This window comes from Arenimonas sp. (assembly GCF_041919775.1).
Classification (GTDB): domain Bacteria; phylum Pseudomonadota; class Gammaproteobacteria; order Xanthomonadales; family Xanthomonadaceae; genus Arenimonas.
Genome location: NZ_JAYRTE010000001.1, coordinates 89,203 through 106,376 on the forward strand (window position 1 = coordinate 89,203; position 17,174 = coordinate 106,376).

General features: G+C 68.1%; 14 protein-coding genes and 1 pseudogene. 1 reads left to right on the forward strand and 14 read right to left on the reverse strand.

Annotated features, from left to right (window positions below; all coding sequences use genetic code 11):
* Positions 1–19: 19 nt before the first annotated feature.
* Genes trxC through ACE3TE_RS00455 form a run of 6 tightly spaced genes read right to left on the reverse strand, consistent with a single transcriptional unit; the run spans position 20 to position 6,980 of the window.
* Positions 20–460, reverse strand: a complete 441-nt coding sequence (gene trxC, locus ACE3TE_RS00430) for a thioredoxin TrxC (RefSeq protein WP_374601177.1) — start codon at positions 458–460, stop codon at positions 20–22.
* Positions 457–1,185, reverse strand: coding sequence for a DUF3365 domain-containing protein (locus ACE3TE_RS00435; protein ID WP_374601179.1), 729 nt, complete (start codon positions 1,183–1,185; stop codon positions 457–459). The genes trxC and ACE3TE_RS00435 overlap by 4 nt, the downstream gene beginning before the upstream one ends.
* Positions 1,182–4,409, reverse strand: coding sequence for an efflux RND transporter permease subunit (locus ACE3TE_RS00440; protein WP_374601181.1), 3,228 nt, complete (start codon positions 4,407–4,409; stop codon positions 1,182–1,184). Before ACE3TE_RS00440 ends, ACE3TE_RS00435 begins: the two co-directional genes overlap by 4 nt.
* A complete protein-coding gene (locus tag ACE3TE_RS00445; protein ID WP_374601183.1) occupies positions 4,402–5,460 on the reverse strand; it encodes an efflux RND transporter periplasmic adaptor subunit in 1,059 nt (352 codons plus the stop codon). Before ACE3TE_RS00445 ends, ACE3TE_RS00440 begins: the two co-directional genes overlap by 8 nt.
* Positions 5,461–5,474: 14 nt before the next feature.
* On the reverse strand, positions 5,475–5,678 hold the full coding sequence (locus ACE3TE_RS00450; protein WP_374601184.1) for a DUF2892 domain-containing protein: 204 nt from the start codon (positions 5,676–5,678) through the stop codon (positions 5,475–5,477).
* 30 nt (positions 5,679–5,708) lie between these two features.
* On the reverse strand, positions 5,709–6,980 hold the full coding sequence (locus ACE3TE_RS00455) for an NAD(P)/FAD-dependent oxidoreductase (RefSeq protein WP_374601186.1): 1,272 nt from the start codon (positions 6,978–6,980) through the stop codon (positions 5,709–5,711).
* 95 nt (positions 6,981–7,075) lie between these two features.
* On the opposite strand from ACE3TE_RS00455, the gene ACE3TE_RS00460 reads away from it, so the two are divergent.
* Positions 7,076–7,417, forward strand: coding sequence for an ArsR/SmtB family transcription factor (locus ACE3TE_RS00460; protein WP_374601187.1), 342 nt, complete (start codon positions 7,076–7,078; stop codon positions 7,415–7,417).
* Between the two features lie 18 nt (positions 7,418–7,435).
* On the opposite strand, the gene tkt is transcribed toward ACE3TE_RS00460, so the two are convergent.
* From tkt to ACE3TE_RS00500, 8 genes and pseudogenes are all read right to left on the reverse strand, one after another.
* Positions 7,436–9,439 carry a transketolase gene (gene tkt, locus ACE3TE_RS00465; protein WP_374601189.1) on the reverse strand — a complete coding sequence of 668 codons (2,004 nt, stop codon included), beginning with the start codon at positions 9,437–9,439 and terminating at the stop codon, positions 7,436–7,438.
* 99 nt (positions 9,440–9,538) lie between these two features.
* Positions 9,539–10,822 (reverse strand): dicarboxylate/amino acid:cation symporter, encoded by a 1,284-nt coding sequence (locus tag ACE3TE_RS00470; protein ID WP_374601190.1) that lies wholly within the window; start codon positions 10,820–10,822, stop codon positions 9,539–9,541.
* A 51-nt stretch (positions 10,823–10,873) separates the two neighbouring features.
* On the reverse strand, positions 10,874–12,055 hold the full coding sequence (locus tag ACE3TE_RS00475) for an EAL domain-containing protein (protein ID WP_374601192.1): 1,182 nt from the start codon (positions 12,053–12,055) through the stop codon (positions 10,874–10,876).
* A gap of 68 nt (positions 12,056–12,123) precedes the next feature.
* Positions 12,124–14,277 (reverse strand): type IV pilus secretin PilQ, encoded by a 2,154-nt coding sequence (pilQ, locus tag ACE3TE_RS00480; RefSeq protein WP_374601193.1) that lies wholly within the window; start codon positions 14,275–14,277, stop codon positions 12,124–12,126.
* Between the two features lie 15 nt (positions 14,278–14,292).
* Positions 14,293–14,805, reverse strand: coding sequence for a pilus assembly protein PilP (locus ACE3TE_RS00485; protein WP_374601195.1), 513 nt, complete (start codon positions 14,803–14,805; stop codon positions 14,293–14,295).
* 11 nt (positions 14,806–14,816) lie between these two features.
* Complete coding sequence (locus ACE3TE_RS00490; protein WP_374601196.1) at positions 14,817–15,452, reverse strand: type 4a pilus biogenesis protein PilO; 636 nt, start codon at positions 15,450–15,452, stop codon at positions 14,817–14,819.
* Positions 15,453–15,493: 41 nt separating this feature from the next.
* Positions 15,494–16,048: pseudogene (locus ACE3TE_RS00495) on the reverse strand (PilN domain-containing protein); the annotation flags it as partial.
* Positions 16,048–17,106: a pilus assembly protein PilM gene (locus ACE3TE_RS00500; RefSeq protein WP_374601197.1), complete on the reverse strand. Its 1,059-nt coding sequence runs from the start codon at positions 17,104–17,106 to the stop codon at positions 16,048–16,050. The pseudogene ACE3TE_RS00495 and the gene ACE3TE_RS00500, both read right to left, overlap by 1 nt.
* Positions 17,107–17,174: the final 68 nt, after the last annotated feature.

Here is a 17,174-nt window from a genome sequence, read left to right on the forward strand (position 1 = left end):
CTCCTGTCTGGGCGGTTGATCAGTCAACCAGGTGCTGGCGGGTCCAGCGCACGATGTTGTTCGCGTCCATGGCGCCGGACTGGCGGGCCAGTTCGCGGCCCTGCCGGAACAGGATCAGCGTCGGGATGCTGCGGATGCCGTGGCGCTGGGCCAGGGTCGGCGCCACCTGGGTGTCGACCTTGGCGAGGCGGACCTGCGGCTCAAGCTGCGCCGCGGCGCGCTCAAAATGCGGCGCCATCATCTGGCAGGGGCCGCACCAGGGCGCCCAGAAATCGACCAGCAGCGGCAGTTCGCTGCGCTCGGCGTGCGCGGAAAAATCGTCCACGCCCAGCACCAGCGGATGGCCGGTGAACAGCGGTTCGTGGCAATGGCCGCAGTTCGGGCCTTCGCCCAGGCGGGACACCGGCACGCGGTTCATGCCGCTGCAGTGCGGGCAGGCCAGGGTGACAGGATGGCTCATGGGTTCGTCTCCGTCGCAGCGGGAACCTCCACCCAGACCAGGCCGCGCAGGTCGCCTTCAAGGAAACCGGTGGCGCGGTCTTCCGGATACAGGGCGGCCAGACGTTCGGCGATGGGCGGCGCGATGTTGTCGCCGTGGCACATCAGGCAGGCGGCCTCGACGCGGATGCCGCGCGCCATGCGCAGTTCGACGCCGGCGGGAACCTCGTCGCGGATGACGGCCATCTGCGCTTCCGGTGCGCCGCCGGTATTCACGGCCTGCTGGAAGGAATCAAGCAACTCGCCCTGCCAGCCACCGTGGGCATTGCCGGGATTGCGGTTGCGGCCGGCGACGGCGACGCGACCCAGGCGCACGCCATGCGTGGCCATCACTTCATCGGCGATGCGCGGTGCCTGGTCGTGGCAGAAGCTGACCGCCCCGGCCGCACCGTCCTCGCTCATCGCCGCGCGCAGTTCGTTGCGCAGGCGGTCACCGAATTCGCGCATGGCTGCCTGGCCGCGGGCCTGGGCGTCGGGCGTGGCTTCTCCGGCGGGTGCGCTTGCGGGTGCGTGTGTGGCTGCGGGCGCGGGCGCCGATTCGGGGGTGGCCACGGGCGCCGGCTCCGGCGCTGGCGCCATTTCGGTCGCAGGCGTCCTCGAGGCCGCCTCTTCCGGCCCCGGCTCGCTGCCGCAGGCGGCCAACATGGCCAGTACCAGCAGCGGCGAATATCGCTTCAGCGTCTTCATGCAGTCATCTCCTTTTTGCGGGCACGCGCGCTCAGCAGCACGTAATACAGCAGCGGGATCACCACCAGCGTCAGCACGGTCGAGACCAGGATGCCGAAGATCAGCGCAATCGCCAGGCCGTTGAAGATCGGGTCGTCGAGGATGAAGAAGGCGCCGGCCATCGCCGCCAGGCCGGTCAGCGCGATCGGCTGCGCGCGCACGGCGCAGGCTTCAACGACCGCATCGGCCAGCGCATGGCCTTCGGCGATCGACTGGTTGATGAAGTCCACCAGCAGGATCGAGTTGCGCACGATGATGCCGGCCAGCGCAATCATGCCGATCATGCTGGTGGCGGTGAACTGCGCGCCCAGAAGCGCATGGCCCGGCATCACGCCGATCACGGTGAGCGGGATCGGCGCCATGATGACCAGCGGCACGACGTAATCGCGGAACTGCGCCACCACCAGCAGGTAGATCAGCAGCAGGCCCACCGAATAGGCCAGGCCCATGTCGCGGAAGGTTTCATAGGTGATCTGCCATTCGCCGTCCCACTTGATCGAGAAACCCAGCGAGTCCGTCGGCGCGGACAGGAACCGCTGCTCGACCGACGTGTCCGCCAGGGGCTTGTCGCCGACCTGCCCGACCAGGTCGAACATGCCGTACAGCGGGCTGTCGATGTCGCTGGCCTCGTCGCCGATCACGTAGACCACCGGCAGCAGGTCCTTGCGGTGGATCACCGGCTCCCAGGGCAGCCGCTGCACCGTCACCAGCTCCGACAGCGGAACCAGGCGGCCGTCGCCGGCGCGCACGCGCAGGGTCAGCAGCTGTTCCAGGCTGGCCTGGTCGCCGGCCGGCAGGCGCAGGCGCACCGGCACCGGGTACTTGGAAGCGCCGTCGCGCAGGTAGGTGGCATCGCGCCCGGCCACGCCGAGCTGCAGCGCCTGCGCAATCGCGGCCTGGCTGACGCCCAGCCGGGCGGCGCGGTCGCGATCGATCAGCACCAGCTCGCGCTCGGCCCCGGCCTCGACGGTGCTGTCGACGTCGACGATGCCGTCGGTGGCCTCGAACCGGGCCTGCAGGTCGCGGGCGATCTCGCGGGCGCGGGTGGCGTCGGGGCCATAGATCTCGGCCACCAGCGGCGCCATCACCGGCGGACCCGGCGGCACTTCCACCACCTTCACCGAAGCGCCGTAACGCTTGCCGATGTCCGCCAGCACCGGTCGCACCGCCAGTGCGATGTCGTGGCTCTGGCGGTCGCGCTCGCTCTTGCCGACCAGGTTCACCTGCAGGTCGCCGACGTTGGCGCCCTCGCGCAGGTAGTACTGGCGCACCAGGCCGTTGAAGTTCACCGGCGCCGAGGTGCCGGCATAACCCTGGATATCCAGCACTTCGGGCACGTCATTCAGCGCCTGGGCCATGTCCAGCAGCAGTGCGTTGGTGCGCTCGAGCGGCGTGCCCTCGGGCAGGTCCACGACCACCTGGAACTCCGACTTGTTGTCGAAAGGCAGCATCTTCAGCACCACCAGCTGCACGACCGCCAGGCCGGCGGCGGCCAGCACGGCCACGCCGATGCCCGCGAACAGCATGCGGCGGCGGCCCTTGCCGCGCGTGTCGTCGAGGAAGGGTCGCATGGTCCGCTCGAACACGCCGCGCACCCGCTTCGACAGCGCGGTTTCATGGCCACCGCCCTCGGCGTGCACGTGGCGCGAGAGCAGCTTCAGCGAAAGCCAGGGCGTGACTGTCAGCGCGATCGCCAGCGACAGCAGCATGCCCACCGAGGCATTGATCGGGATCGGCCGCATGTAGGGGCCCATCAGGCCCGAGACGAAGGCCATCGGCAGCAGCGCGGCGATAACGGTGAAGGTGGCCAGGATGGTCGGGCTGCCGACTTCGTCCACCGCCGGCGGGATGGCTTCAATCAGGGTCTTGCCGCCCAGGCGCATGTGCCGGTGGATGTTCTCGACGATGACGATGGCGTCGTCCACCAGGATGCCGATCGAGAAGATCAGCGCGAACAGCGACACGCGGTTGATGGTGAAGCCCATCGCCCAGGACGCGAACAGCGTGATCGCCAGCGTAAGCACGACCGCGGTGCCGACGACGATGGCCTCGCGCCAGCCCAGCGCGAACAGCACCAGCAGCACCACCGCGCCGGTGGCGAAGACCAGCTTCTGGATCAGCTTCATCGCCTTGTCGTTGGCGGTGTAGCCGTAGTCGCGGGTCACGGTGGCGTGCACGCCCTCGGGAATCACCGAGGCTTCCAGCACCTTGAGGCGGCTGGTGATCGCGCTGGTGATGTCGGCGGCGTTGGCGCCAGGCTTCTTGGCAATCGCGATCGTCACCGCCGGGGCAATGGCGCCGTCGGGGCGGAGCTTGCCGTCCGGCGCCGTGTACCAGGCGTACTGGCTGGGCAGGTCGGCGCCGCGATGGATGTCGGCGACGTCGGACAGGTACAGCGGCCGGCCGTCGCGCAGGCCGATCACCAGTTCGGCGACCTGCTGGGCGTCGGCCAGGTAGCGGCCGGCGGTCATCGGCAGCACGCCGTCGGCGGTGACGCGGTCGCCGGCCTGGCTGACGACGTTGGCGGCGGCCAGCGCGCCGGCGAGGTCGTCGGCGGTCATGCCGTAGGATGCCAGGCGGGTGGCGTCGAGTTCCACCACCACCGTGCGCTGCGGCGCGCCGATGGTGTAGACGTCGCGGGTGCCGGGCACGCGCTTGATTTCCGCTTCAAGCGTGTGCGCGACTTCGGCGAGTTCGACGCCGCCGCGGGCGGGGTCGTCGGTCCACAGGGTCACCGCCATCACCGGCACGTCGTCGATGCCCATCGGTCGCACCAGCGGCTGGCCGACGCCCAGGCCGGACGGCGCCCAGTCGGCGTTGGAATAGACCTGGTTGTACAGGCGCACCAGCGCGTCCTGGCGCGGCACGCCGACCGCGAATTCGACCGTGATCAGCGCCGAGCCGGCGCGGCTGGTGGAGTACACGTGCTTGACGCCGTCGATCTCGGACAGCACCTGCTCCAGCGGCACGCTGACCAGGTTTTCGACGTCAGCGGCCGGCGCGCCCGCGAAGGGCACGATGATGTTGGCCATGGTCACGTCGATCTGCGGCTCTTCCTCGCGCGGCGTGATCAGGGTGGCGAACAGGCCCAGCAGCAGGCCCGCCACCGCCAGCACCGGCGTCAGCGGATTGGATTGGAAGGCCCGGGCCAGGCGCCCGGACAGGCCGAAGCGCGGCTCAGCCATCGTCGCGCTCCGCGCCGAGGTGGGCGAGGGCTTCGAGCGGGTCCGCAGCGATGCGCTCGCCTTCGCCCAGTCCGGCCAGCACCTCGACTTCGTCGTCGCGGCGGTGGCCCAGGCGGACCTGGCGCAGCACCACGCGGTTTTCGGCGCCGACGACGTACACGGCCGTCACCTCGCTGCGGGTCACCAGGGCGGTGGCCGGGATCCACAGGTGCCGGGCCTCGCCGGTCTTGAAGGCGACCTTGACGGTCATGCCCGGCTGCAGCCCGGTTTCGGCCTCGGGCAGTTCAACGCGCACCTTGAAGCTGTGGGTGCCCGGGTCGGCGTAGGGGAAGACGATGAGCTTGTCGGCCTCCAGGCGGCTGCCGCCGGGCAGCACGACGGTGGCGGTACCGTGTTCGCGCAGGGCGGCGACGTCGCTCTGCGGCACTTCCACGTTCACGCGCAGCTGCTGCAGCGACAGGCCCGAGACCAGCGGCTGGCCCGGCTGCACGGCTTCGCCGACCTCGACATGGCGCTCGGTGAGGATGCCCGAATACGGCGCCCGGATGACGGTGTAGTCCACCTGTTCGCCGGCTTCGCTGACGCCGGCGCGCGCCGCTTCCAACGAGGCACGCGCGGCGTCGCGGCGGGCGCGGGCCTGGTCGAGCGTGGCCCGGGCCAGCAGCTGCTTTGAAACCAGCTCCTCGGTGCGTCGGAAAGCCGCCTCGGCCTCGGTGTAGTCGGCCTGCGCGGCGCTGAGCGAGGCCGATGCCCGCCGCTGGGCGGACACCTGCTCGACGTCGGTGAACCGCACCACGACCTGCCCGGCCTCGACGTAGTCGTTCACGTCGAAGGGCAGTTCAAGCACACGGCCACGCGTCTGCGCGGACAGCGTGGCCTGGTTGACGGCCTCGACCACGCCGTCCCAGCTGCGCTCGCGCGCCGAGGTGCGCGGCGCGACCGTGATCGTCTCGAAGCCCACGGGCGGGGCCGGAGCAGGCACGTTCGGCTCGCTGCCGCAGGCCGCCAGGAACAGGGCAGCAAGCGTGGAAGTGGCCAGGGCGCGGGTCATCGACATCGTTTACCTCACTTGAAGGCGCAGCCGGTGTTGAAACCGAGCTTGCGGAAGATCATTGCGGCCGGGCAGAAGCCCGTAAAGGACGCCTGCAGCATGTTCAGGCCAATGAAGGCCGTGAACAGCAGGAACCAGGGCGAAACGAAGTACACCAGCACGGCGCTGATCAGGATCATCACGCCGGCAAAGGCCATCACGGCACGGTCGAGGTTCATTTGAGTCTCCGGGGTTGGGGTTTCGGGGGTCTACTTCAGGCGCTCGATGCCCAGGGCCTTGAGCACGTACTTCTCGTACAGCGGTTCGGTGTTGCCGGACTTCATCTTCGAGAGGAAGTACTTCTCGTAGGCGACCTTGGCCACGTGCACCCACTTGCCGACCTTGGCCCAGGTGACGTTGCGGGGCGGGTTCTGCGGCAGCGCCACGAAAGCCGCGCCGGTGTCGCCCATGTCGGCAAGGCAGACGGCGTTCCAGGTGGCCTTGTGGTCGGCGGGCTTGCCGGCGAGGTCTGCGGCGATGTTCTGCGCGATGGCGGTCACCATGGACTCGATCATGAAACCGGTCTTGGGTGCGCCCGTGGGCACCGGGGTCATTTCGACCGGCGGGATCGCGACGCAGACGCCGGCCGAGAATACGTTGGGGTAGGCCGGGTTGCGCTGGTGCGCGTCGATCTGGACGAAACCACGCGGGTTGCACATCTCCTTGGCCGAGCGCACCGCATCAACACCCGTGAAGGCCGGCAGCACCATCGAGAACTTGAACGGCAGCTCGTGCGTGGCCAGCGGCTGGCCGCGTGCGTCCATCTCCTCGGCGTGCAGCATGCCGTCTTCGACGCGGGTGATCTTCGCGTTGGTGATCCACTTGATGTGGCGCTGGCGCAGCTCGGACTCGAGCAGGCCCTTGGAATCGCCGACGCCGCCCAGGCCCATGTGGCCGATGTAGGGCTCGGGGCTGACATAGGTCATCGGCACCCGGTCGCGCAGCTTGCGCTTGCGCAGGTCGGCGTCGAGGATCATCGCGAACTCGTAGGCCGGGCCGAAGCAGCTGGCGCCGGCGGCCGCGCCGATCACGACCGGGCCCGGGGCCTTCAGGAACTCCTGGTAGGCCTCCCAGGCGGCCAGCGCATGCGGCGTGGTGCAGACCGACTGCGTGAATCCGCCGTGCGGGCCCAGGCCCGGCACTTCGTCGAAAGCCAGGCGCGGCCCCGTGGTGACCACCAGGTAGTCGTAGGCCAGCTCGCGGCCATCACGCAGGCGGACCTTGTTCTGCGCCGGCAGGACCTCGGCGGCGCCGCCGGCCTCGAAGCCGATGTCTTTCTTCGCCAGGTAGGGGCGCACGCCGATCTGGATATCCGCCGGCTTTCGCCAGCCGACCGCCACCCAGGGATTGGACGGGGTAAAGCTGAAATGTTCGCCCTCGCCGACCACCGTGATCGGGTGCTCCTTGCCCAGCAGGGCCCGGAGTTCGTAGGCGACGTTCATGCCGCCGATGCCGGCGCCAAGGACAACGATACTGGCCATGCCTTCCTCCCGGGCCGATTTATACGTCTGTGCTAATTTAGTGAAATCTTAATTAGCTTTCTGGCATAATGTCAACACCCGATCAAGGCAGACCCATGAAAGCGTCCACTCCCCAGCCCGCCCCCGCGACCACGTCGGCCGAACTGATGGAATCGGCGTCGGAAGCCGCCGCCGAGCTGCTCAAGGCCATGGCCAACCCGCAGCGCCTGCGGGTGCTGTGCCTGCTGGTGGAAAGGGAGATGTCGGTGGGCGAGATCAACGCCCTGGTGCCGCTGAGCCAGTCGGCGCTGTCACAGCACCTGGCGGTGCTGCGCGACAAAAACCTGGTCGCCACGCGTCGCGAGGCGCAGACGGTGTATTACTCCGTGGCCGACGGCACGGTGCACGACGTCATCGAGGTGCTGCACCGGAACCTTTGCGGTCCGATGCCAGGCTGAGGAAACGCCGTCGCGGGCTCAGCCCAGCGACAGCGCCGCGTCGACCACCGCGTCGACGGTGATGCCGAAGTGCTGGAAGAGCTTGTCGGCCGGCGCCGAGGCGCCGAACTGGTCGATGCCGACCACCGCGCCGTCGAGGCCCACGAACTGGCGCCAGTAGCCGGTGACGCCCGCTTCCACCGCCACGCGCTTGCGGCACCAGCCGGGCAGCACGCCTTCGCGCCACTCGATCGGCTGGCGTGCGAAGACTTCCGCGCAGGGCATCGAAACGACCCGCGCCTTGAGGCCCTTGTCGGCCAGGCGGCGCATGGCTTCCATCGCGAGCTCGACCTCCGAACCGGTGGCAACCAGGATGAGGTCGAACGTGCCCTCGCCCGGATCCGACAGCACGTAGCCGCCGCGGGCGATGTCGGCCAGCTGCTGCTCGCTGCGCGGCTGGTGCGCGAGGTTCTGACGGCTGAAGACCAGGCAGCTGGGGCCGTCGGTGCGTTCGATCGCAGCCTGCCAGCACACGGCCGATTCAACCGCGTCGCAGGGGCGCCAGACGTCGTTGTTGGGGATGTAGCGCAGCGCCGCCAGGTGTTCGACCGGCTGGTGGGTCGGGCCGTCCTCGCCCAGGCCGATCGAGTCGTGGGTGAACACGTGGATGGCGCGGGTGGGGATGAGCGCCGACATGCGCAGGGCATTGCGCGAATAGTCGGAGAACACCAGGAAGGTGGCGTCGTAGGGAATGAAACCACCGTGCAGCGCCAGGCCGTTGCTGATCGCCGACATGCCGAATTCACGCACGCCGTAGTGCACGTAATTGGCGCTGGCGTCGCCGCTGGTGACCGACTTGCTGCCCTTCCACAGGGTCAGGTTCGAATGCGCCAGGTCCGCCGAGCCGCCGATCAGTTCCGGCAGCAGCGGGCCGAAGGCGTCGAGCGCCATCTGCGAGGCCTTGCGCGAGGCGACCACCGGGCCTTCGGACTGCAGTTTGGCGATGTAGGCCTGCGCGGCTTCGGCGAAGTCTTCCGGCAGCTCGCCGTGCGAGCGGCGCACGAGTTCGGCCGCCAGCTCCGGGTAGGCTTTGGCGTAGGCGTCGAAACGCTGGTTCCACTGCTCTTCGCGCACCAGCCCGCTGTTGCCGGCGCGCCAGCCGTCGCGAATGTCAGCCGGGATCTCGAACGGCGCGTGCGGCCAGCCCAGGGCTTCGCGGGTGGCGGCCACCTCGTCCTTGCCCAGCGGCGCGCCGTGGCTCGATTCCTTGCCGGCCTTGCCGGGGGAGCCGAAGCCAATCGTGGTGCGGCAGCAGATCAGCGTGGGCTTGCCGGTCTCGGCCTGGGCGGTCCTGATCGCCTGGGCGATTTCCTGCGGTTCGTGCCCGTCCACCTTGCGGATGACCTGCCAGCCATAGGCTTCGAAGCGGGCGGCGGTGTCGTCGGTGAACCAGCCTGACGTGTCGCCGTCGATCGAGATGCGGTTGTCGTCCCAGAACGCGATCAGCTTGCCCAGGCCCCAGGTGCCGGCCAGCGAAGCCACCTCATGCGAGATGCCTTCCATCAGGCAGCCGTCGCCCAGGAACACCCAGGTGTGGTGGTCGACGATGTCGAATTCCGGGCGGTTGAAGCGCTGCGCCAGCAGCTGTTCCGCCAGCGCCATGCCGACGGCGTTGGCCAGGCCCTGGCCGAGCGGGCCGGTGGTGGTCTCGACGCCCGGCGTGTGGCCGAACTCCGGGTGGCCGGCGGTCTTGCTGTGCAGCTGGCGGAAGTTGCGCAGCTCTTCGATCGGCAGGTCGTAGCCCGACAGGTGCAGCAGGCCGTAGACCAGCATCGAGCCGTGGCCGTTGGACAGCACGAAGCGGTCGCGGTTGAACCACTTGGGGTTGTTCGGGTTATGGCTCAGGAAGTCGTTCCAGAGCACCTCGGCGATGTCGGCCATGCCCATCGGCATGCCCGGATGGCCGGACTTGGCCGCCTCGACGGCGTCGATGGCAAGGAAACGCAGGGCGTTGGCGAGGTCGCGGCGGGAGGGCGTGGTCATCGGGGCGTCCAGGGCGTGGGGCCCGGGGCCGGGCCAACGGGGCGCTATTGTCGCCGACCCGGCCGCCGATGTCGCGCTTGAACCGGCCCGGCCGGGGTGTTAGCCGGCCGCGGTGTGCTCCGGCGGCGCTTCGCGCACGCCTTCCTCGCTGCGGCCGATGACCACGGAGCCGACCATGTCGCCGCCGACGTTCACCACCGTGCGGCACATGTCCAGCAGGCGGTCGACGCCCAGGATCAGGCCGATGCCCTCGGGCGGGATGCCGAACATGGCCAGGATCATCGCGATCACCGGCAGCGAGCCGCCCGGCACGCCCGCGGCGCCGATCGAGCCCAGCATGCACAGCACCAGGATCATGGCCTGCTGGAACAGGCTCAGTTCGACGCCGAAGAACTGGGCCAGGAACAACACCGTCACGCCCTCGAACAGGGCCGTACCGTTCATGTTCGCGGTGGCGCCGAGCGTGCAGACGAAGCGGGCAACCCGGCGCGGCACGCCCAGTGCTTCCTCGGTGACCTTCAGGGTGGTGGGCAGCGTGGCGCTGGAGGACGAAGTGGAGAACGCCGTCAGCAGCGCGGGCTCGGCACCCTTGAAGAACGCCAGCGGCGACATGCCGCCGAAGGTCCGCAGCAGGATCGGGAAAACGATGAAGAAATGGATCGCCAGCGCGGCGAGCACGGTCCCGACGAAACGCGCCAGCTGGATCAGCACGTCGAAACCCAGCTTGGCAGTGATCGAGAACAGCAGCGCCGCCACGGCCCAGGGCGCCAGCCGGATGACCCAGTCGATCAGCTTCAGGCAGATGTCATAGACGCCCTGCACGGCGGAAACGAAGGCCTTGGTGCCCTCGCTGCGGATGACGGTGGCGGCGATGCCGAACATCAGCGCAAAGAACATCACCGCGATCAGGTCGCCGTTGGCGGCCGCCTGCACCGGGTTGCGCGGCACGATGTTGAGCAGCACCTGGATGCCCGAGACCTGTTCGCGGCCGGCGGCGATCTGGGTGGCCCGGTCGCCGGTGCCTGCCATGATTTCCGCGCCCAGCTCGGCCGGAATGCCCTGGCCGGGGCGGATCAGGTTGACCATCACCAGGCCGATGACCACTGCGATGGTGGTGACGCCGAGGATCCAGACCAGGGTCTTGCCGCCGATGCGCCCCAGCGAACGCGGGTCACCGATTTCCACGACGCCGAGCACCAGGGCCGAGAACACCAGCGGGATCACCAGCATGAACAGCAGCCGCAGGAACAGCTGGCCGACCGGGTCGGCAACGTAGGTGACGATGGCGTCGAGCCACCCTGCGTCAGCGGCAAAAATATTGGCGGCAAGTCCGAGCACGGTACCGGCGACGAAGCCGAGCAGCATGCGGGTGTGCAGTGACATCGAGGGCATTCCTGGCGCTCCGTGCGGCCTGGGTTCTGGACGAAGCTTACCTCAGCCGCCGAACGGACCCGGCGGGGCTTCGGCGAGGATTTCCGCGAGCGTGCGCGGGCGGCCGATCAGGTAGCCCTGTGCGTAATGGCAGCCCAGGCGACGCAGTGCCTGCAGCTGCGCCGGCGTCTCGACGCCTTCGACGACGATCTCGGCCTGCAGGGCCCTCCCCAGCTGCACGATCGCTTCAACCACCGCCATCGCGCGCGGTTCGCCGAGCATGTGGCGGGAGAAGGCCTGGTCGACCTTGAGCACGTCGAACTCCAGGCGGTGCAGGTGGGCCAGGTGCGAATAGCCGGTTCCGAAATCGTCGAGGGCCACCTTGATGCCGTGCGCATGGCAGAGGCTGATCACCTGGCCGACCAGGTCGTAGTCGAGGACCTGGCTTTCGGTGATCTCCAGCTTGATGCTGCCGCGCGGCAGGCTGGCCGCGTCGGCACGTGCCACGATGCGTTCGACCAGGCCGGGGTGAGAGAGCTGGCGGGCAGACACGTTGACGGCGACGAAGGGCCGGTCGTGGCCCGCGTCCACCAGGCGTGCGACGGACTCGCAGGCGGTGTCCATGACGTATTCGCCCACCGGCACGATCAGCGAGGTTTCTTCCGCCAGAGCGACGAACTCCGCCGGAGATATCGGACCGCGCTCCGGGTGGTGCCAGCGAACGAGCGCCTCGTAACCGGCGATGCGGTCGCGGTCGACGTCCAGCAGGGGCTGCAGGCTCAGTTCGAGTCCGCGAGCCGCCAGGGCTTCGCGAAGCTGTGCTTCCAGGCGGATCTTGTTGACGCCCAGGCGCTCGGAGGTGGTCATGGGTGCCTGGCCGGTGTCGGGACCCAGGCCCTGCAGCGCCGCGAGGGCCCCGCGATAGCGCTTGAGCTGGCCTTCCAGCAGGGAGCGGACGATCGGGTCGGTGCCCGCCAGACGTTCGGCGATCTGGCTGCGGTCTATCGGGAACAGCACGGTTTCGCCGATCGCGGTAGCGGTGGCCGTGCGCGGCGAATCGTCGATGACCGCCATCTCGCCAACCAGGTCGCCGGGGCCGAGCAGGCTGAGCACCACGTCCTTGCCGCGCTGGCGCGCACGCACCTCGATACCGCCGCTTTCGATCAGGTAGGCAGTGTCTGGCGGATCACCCTCCCGAAAGAGGACTTCGCCGGGCTGGAGCGTGGTGCGCAGGGAGTGGCTCATGGTTCTGGGGGGGCTGGAAAGAAACAGGGCCGCTTGCGCGGCCCTGTCCATGTTCAAGCCGGGACCGGTCAGGATCCCCGGTGCGCCACCTGCAGCACGCGCGGGGTGACGAAGATCAGGAGCTCGGCCTTCTCGATGCCGCGGGTCTTGTTCTTGAACAGGTTACCCAGCACCGGCAGGTCGCCCAGGAAGGGCACCTTGCGCAGGTCCTCGCGGTTGCTGAACTCGTAGACGCCGCCGACGACCACGGTCTGGCCGTTGTCGATCAGCACGGCGGTACTGACCTCACGACGGGCGATCTGAGGCACGAAGCCGCCGGCCGGGTTGGCCACCAGTTCACTGACTTCGTCCTTCTTCACCGCCAGGTTCAGGTAAACGCGGCCGTCCTGGGTGATGGTCGGGGTGACCTTGAGCTCAAGCAGGACTTCCTTGAACTCGACGGTCGCCTGCGGCACGGCACCCGGCGTGGTGGACGGCTGGATAGTCAGGTAGGCCACTTCGTCACCCTGGCGGATGATGGCTTCACGCTGGTTGGCCGTGATGACGCGCGGGTTGGAAACCACCTCGCCGCGACCCTCTTCCTCGAGTGCCGACAGTTCCAGGTCGAGCGCAATGTCCTGGCGAAGGATGCTGAGGTTGAGGACGCCCGCGGCAGGATTCACCGGCAGGTTCACCATGAAGCCGGAGTCCGTCGTCGTCCCGTTGCTGTTCTGCAAAGTACCCGTACGGTCCTGCACGCCGAACATCACACCGAGTTCGCGAGCGAACACCTCGGTGGCGACGACGATCCGAGCCTCGATCAGCACCTGGTCGACCGGGCGATCGAGAATCGCCAGCATGTTCTTGATCTCGTCCACCTTGGCCTGGGTATCGACCACGAGCAAGGTGTTGGTGCGCGAATCGAAACTGACGCTGCCGCGCGGGGAAAGGAAGCCGCCAGCAACCTGCTGGGAACCGCCGCCACCGCCAACCGTCTGCGCCTGCTTGCTGTCATCGGTCAGCAGACCGGCCAGGTCTTCGGCAATGCCGTAGTTCACCGGGATGTACTCGGTAACCAGCGGCTCACGGACTTCGTTCGCGATGCGTGCGTCCGCCACCGCCTGCTCGAAATCGGCGATTTCCTTCTGCGGCGCGACCCAGATGACGTTGCCGTCGCGACGCTTGTCGAGCTGCTTGGCGCGCAGCACGATGTCCATCGCCTGGTCCCAGGGCACGTTGATCAGGCGCAGGGTCACGTTGCCCTGCACCGTGTCGGAGGCGACCACGTTCAGGCCGGACTCTTCGGCGATCAGCTGCAGGACGGTGCGCACCGGCACGTCCTGGAAGTTGAAGGTCACCGGACGGCCGCCGTAACGCTTGGCTTCCGGCTCGCCGGCAACGGCACCGGCCGCCCGGCCGGGCGCACCCGCGACAACCGGGCCGGCAGCGCCACGCTTGGGCGTGACTTCGACCACGTATTCGTTGCCGGTCTGGTAGGCCATGGATTCGACGGCACCGTTGGTGTGGATCACCAGGCGGGTGCTGCCGGCGTTGGCATTGGGCTCGAGGCTCTTGACCGGGGTGGCGAAGTCGGTGACGTCCAGCCGGCGGCGCAGAGCCTCCGGGATGCTGGCGTTGGCGACGTCGACGACCAGTCGGTTGCCTTCGTTGCGCATGTCGGCCGCGGCGCCGTCGCCGCTGAACTTCAGGATGACCCGGCCGGAGCCGTTCTCACCGCGACGGAAGTCGATGTTGGCCACCTGCAGGTCGGTCGCGACCTTCTTGCTCGGGTCGGGACCGGTCGCCAGGTTGTTGGGCTGGGCACCGCCGTCCACCGTGAGCACCAGAAGGTTGCCGGCGGCGCGGGTGGTGTAGCCGGCGGGGCGGAACAGGTCCACCACGACCCGGGTCCGGCCACCGGCCTCGACGGCCGAAACCGCCGAGGTGGCGCCGCTGCCGATCACGATGCGACGCTGGTCCAGGCCATTGCTGGTCCCGGGCAGGTCCATCGCGATGCGCGGCGGCGTGTCGGTGGTGAATGCCTGCACGTCACCCACGGGTTCGGAGAACTCCAGGGTGATGTCGACCTTTCCTCCGGGGGCCGAGGCATAACGCACGTCCTGCAGGACGTTCGCCGCCAGCGCGGACAGCGACGTCGCCATGCCGACGGCGAGCGCTCCCATGGCCAGCACCCAGCGACGCTTGGTGCCCATCCCCTCGCCGTTCGTTTTATTCGCGGTCATCGTGCATTCCCCCAATCAATTGTCTTCAAGGGCGATCCGGGCCTGGCGTTCCAGCCAGCCGCCCGCCCCATCCGGTACGAGTTCGACAATCTCGATGCGGTCTTCATAGACCGCGGTGATACGACCGTCGTTGAGACCCAGGTAGTTGCCGGCCCGCACGCGATGCGTGACGCGGTCCGGTCCCATCACCAGTCCGACGACGCCGGTGCCACCACCGATCGTGCCGACCATGTCCAGGCTGTCCAGCGGGAAGGCCTCGAGGACCTCCTTGCGCCGGTTCGGGTCCGGCCGCAGCGCGTTGTTGCTGTCGCGGTCGGCTCCCGGCTGTGCGAACGGGTCGCGCATGTCCTGCGCGGCATATTCAAAGGTTTCGAACTGCTTCATCACCGGCAGCGGGTCCAGCGGCGGCGCCGGGCGGGCCTTGACCTCGGCCACCCAGGCCTCGAGGTCACGCTTGCCGCGGGTGCAGGCCGACAGGGACAGCGCGATCGCCGCGATCAGCAGCCCGCTCATGGCTTTACGGGTCATGGACGGGGCCATCACTTGGAGCCTCCCGCGGTATTGGATTCCTCGACGGCTTCCTCGTCTTCATCGAGGTAGCGGTAGGTCTTGACCGTGCCGGAGAGCACGAGCGAGCCTTCCTGGCCTTCGCGCGGCTCCAGCGAGATGTCGTGCATGGTCATGATGACCACCCGCGGCAGCGAGGCGACGCCGCTGACGAAGGCGCCGAACTGGTGGTAGGAGCCCACCATGCGCAGCTGGATCGGCTTCTCGGCGTAGAACTCCAGCTGGTTCTCGGCACCGGGCTGGAAGAGCTCGTTGCTGATGCCGGCGGCCAGCGCGGTCTGGGAGATGTCGACGATCAGGTCCGGCATCTCGTTCTTGCTGGGCAGCTGGCGCAGCATCTGCTGCAGCATCACTTCCATCTGGGCCAGCTGCTGCTTGAGCGGCTCGAGGTTGGCGGCCCGGCCCTGCTTGCCCTGGAACTCCTCGCGCAGCTGGACCTCGGTGGCCTCCTCGGATTCGAGGGTCACGCGACGGTCGCTGACGAACAGGTACCAGCCCAGGCCGATGATCAGGGCCACCAGCAGGAAGCAGGCGCCCACCTTGACCTGGGTCGGCCAGGCACCGGCGTTGTTGAAGTCGAGACTGCGAAGGTCGATGTTCTTGCTCACTGGACACCTCCCACGACCGCGTCTCCGTCAGCCGGCACGGGGTCCGCTTCCTGCTTCGGGGTCACCAGTTGCACCTTCAGGGAGAAGGCGTTGGGCAGGCCCTTGTCCTCGCCCTTGGTTTCGATGATCGAAAGATCCGGATTGGCCATCCAGCCGGACTCCTCCAGGTTTCGCATGTAGGAGCTGACCCGGGCGTTGGACTGCGCCGAACCTTCCAGCGTCAGGATCGACCCGGCCTGCTTGATCGAGTTCAGGCGCACGCCCTCGGGAATGGTCCGGACCAGCTGGTCGAACAGGTGCACCATCTGCGAACGGCTGGCCTGCAGCTCCTCGATCACCTGCTTGCGCGCAAGCAGGTTGGCCTTCTTCTTGTCGAGGGCCTCGATTTCGACTATCTGGGCGTCAACCGCCGCGATTTCGTCGCGCAGGTACTGGTTGCGCTCCTGCTGGCCTTCGATCTGGCCGCTGTAGTACATGACGATCAGGAAGCTGATCAGCACGCCGACCAGGGCCGAGAGCCCCAGCATGGTCATGAATTCCTTCTGGCGCTGCTTGCGCCGCTCGGCGCGCCAGGGAAGCAGGTTGATTCTGGCCATCAGTCGAAGCTCCTCAGGGCCAGGCCGCAGGCGATCATCAGCGCCGGGGCGTCCTGCGCCAGGGCATGTGCCTGGACGCGGGGGCCGAGCGCCATGTTGGCGAGCGGGTTAGCGATGACGGTCGGGACGCCCAGCTGCTCCTCGACCAGGTTGGCGATGCCGGCGATGGAGGCACAGCCGCCGGCCAGGACCACCTGGTCGACGCGGTTGAAGTCGCTGCCGGCGTAGAAGAACTGCAGCAGTCGGCTGACCTGCTGGACCAGCGCTTCCTTGAACGGCTCGAGCACTTCGACCTCGTAACTTTCCGGCAGGCCGCCCTGGCGCTTGGCCAGGCCGGCTTCGTCGTAGCTCAGGCCGTAGCGGCGCATCACTTCGTCGGTCAGCTGCTTGCCGCCGAAGACCTGCTCGCGGGTGTAGATGCTGCGCTGGGCGCGAAGCACGTTGAGCGTGGTCATCGTGGCGCCGATGTCGACCAGGGCGACGATTGCGTCCTTGGGCACCGACAGCTGGTCGGCGACCAGCTTGAAGGCGTTCTCCATCGCGAAGGCCTCGACGTCGACGACCTTGGCGCTGAGGCCGCCGAGCTCGAGCGCCGACTGGCGCAGCTCGACGTTCTCGGTGCGCGAGGCCGCCAGCATCACCTGCACCATCTCGGGGTTGTTCGGCACGGGGCCGATCACCTCGAAATCGAGGCTGACTTCCTCGATCGGGAACGGGATGTAGTTCGAGGCTTCGAGCTGCACCTGGTCCTCGAGGGCATCCTCGTCCAGGTCGCCCTGGATCGGGATGATCTTGGTGATCACCGAGGAACCCGAGACCGTGGCCGCGGCGTGCCGGGCCTTGGTGCCGGAGCGGGCCACGGCACGCTTGATCGCCTCGCCGACGGCCTCGACCTCGACAATGTTCTTCTCGACCACGGCATTGGGCGGCAGCGGTTCCACCGCGTAATGCTCAACGCGGTACCGCCCGCCGGACTCGGTGAGCTGAAGTAGCTTGACGGCCGTGGAACTGATGTCCAGGCCGACCAGCGGTGTCTTGGCATTTCCGAAAAGACCCACGGTTTCTCCCCTTCCGACGGGCGCTTACACACGAATGGTGCGCCATTACATTAAATAACGAAAAATTC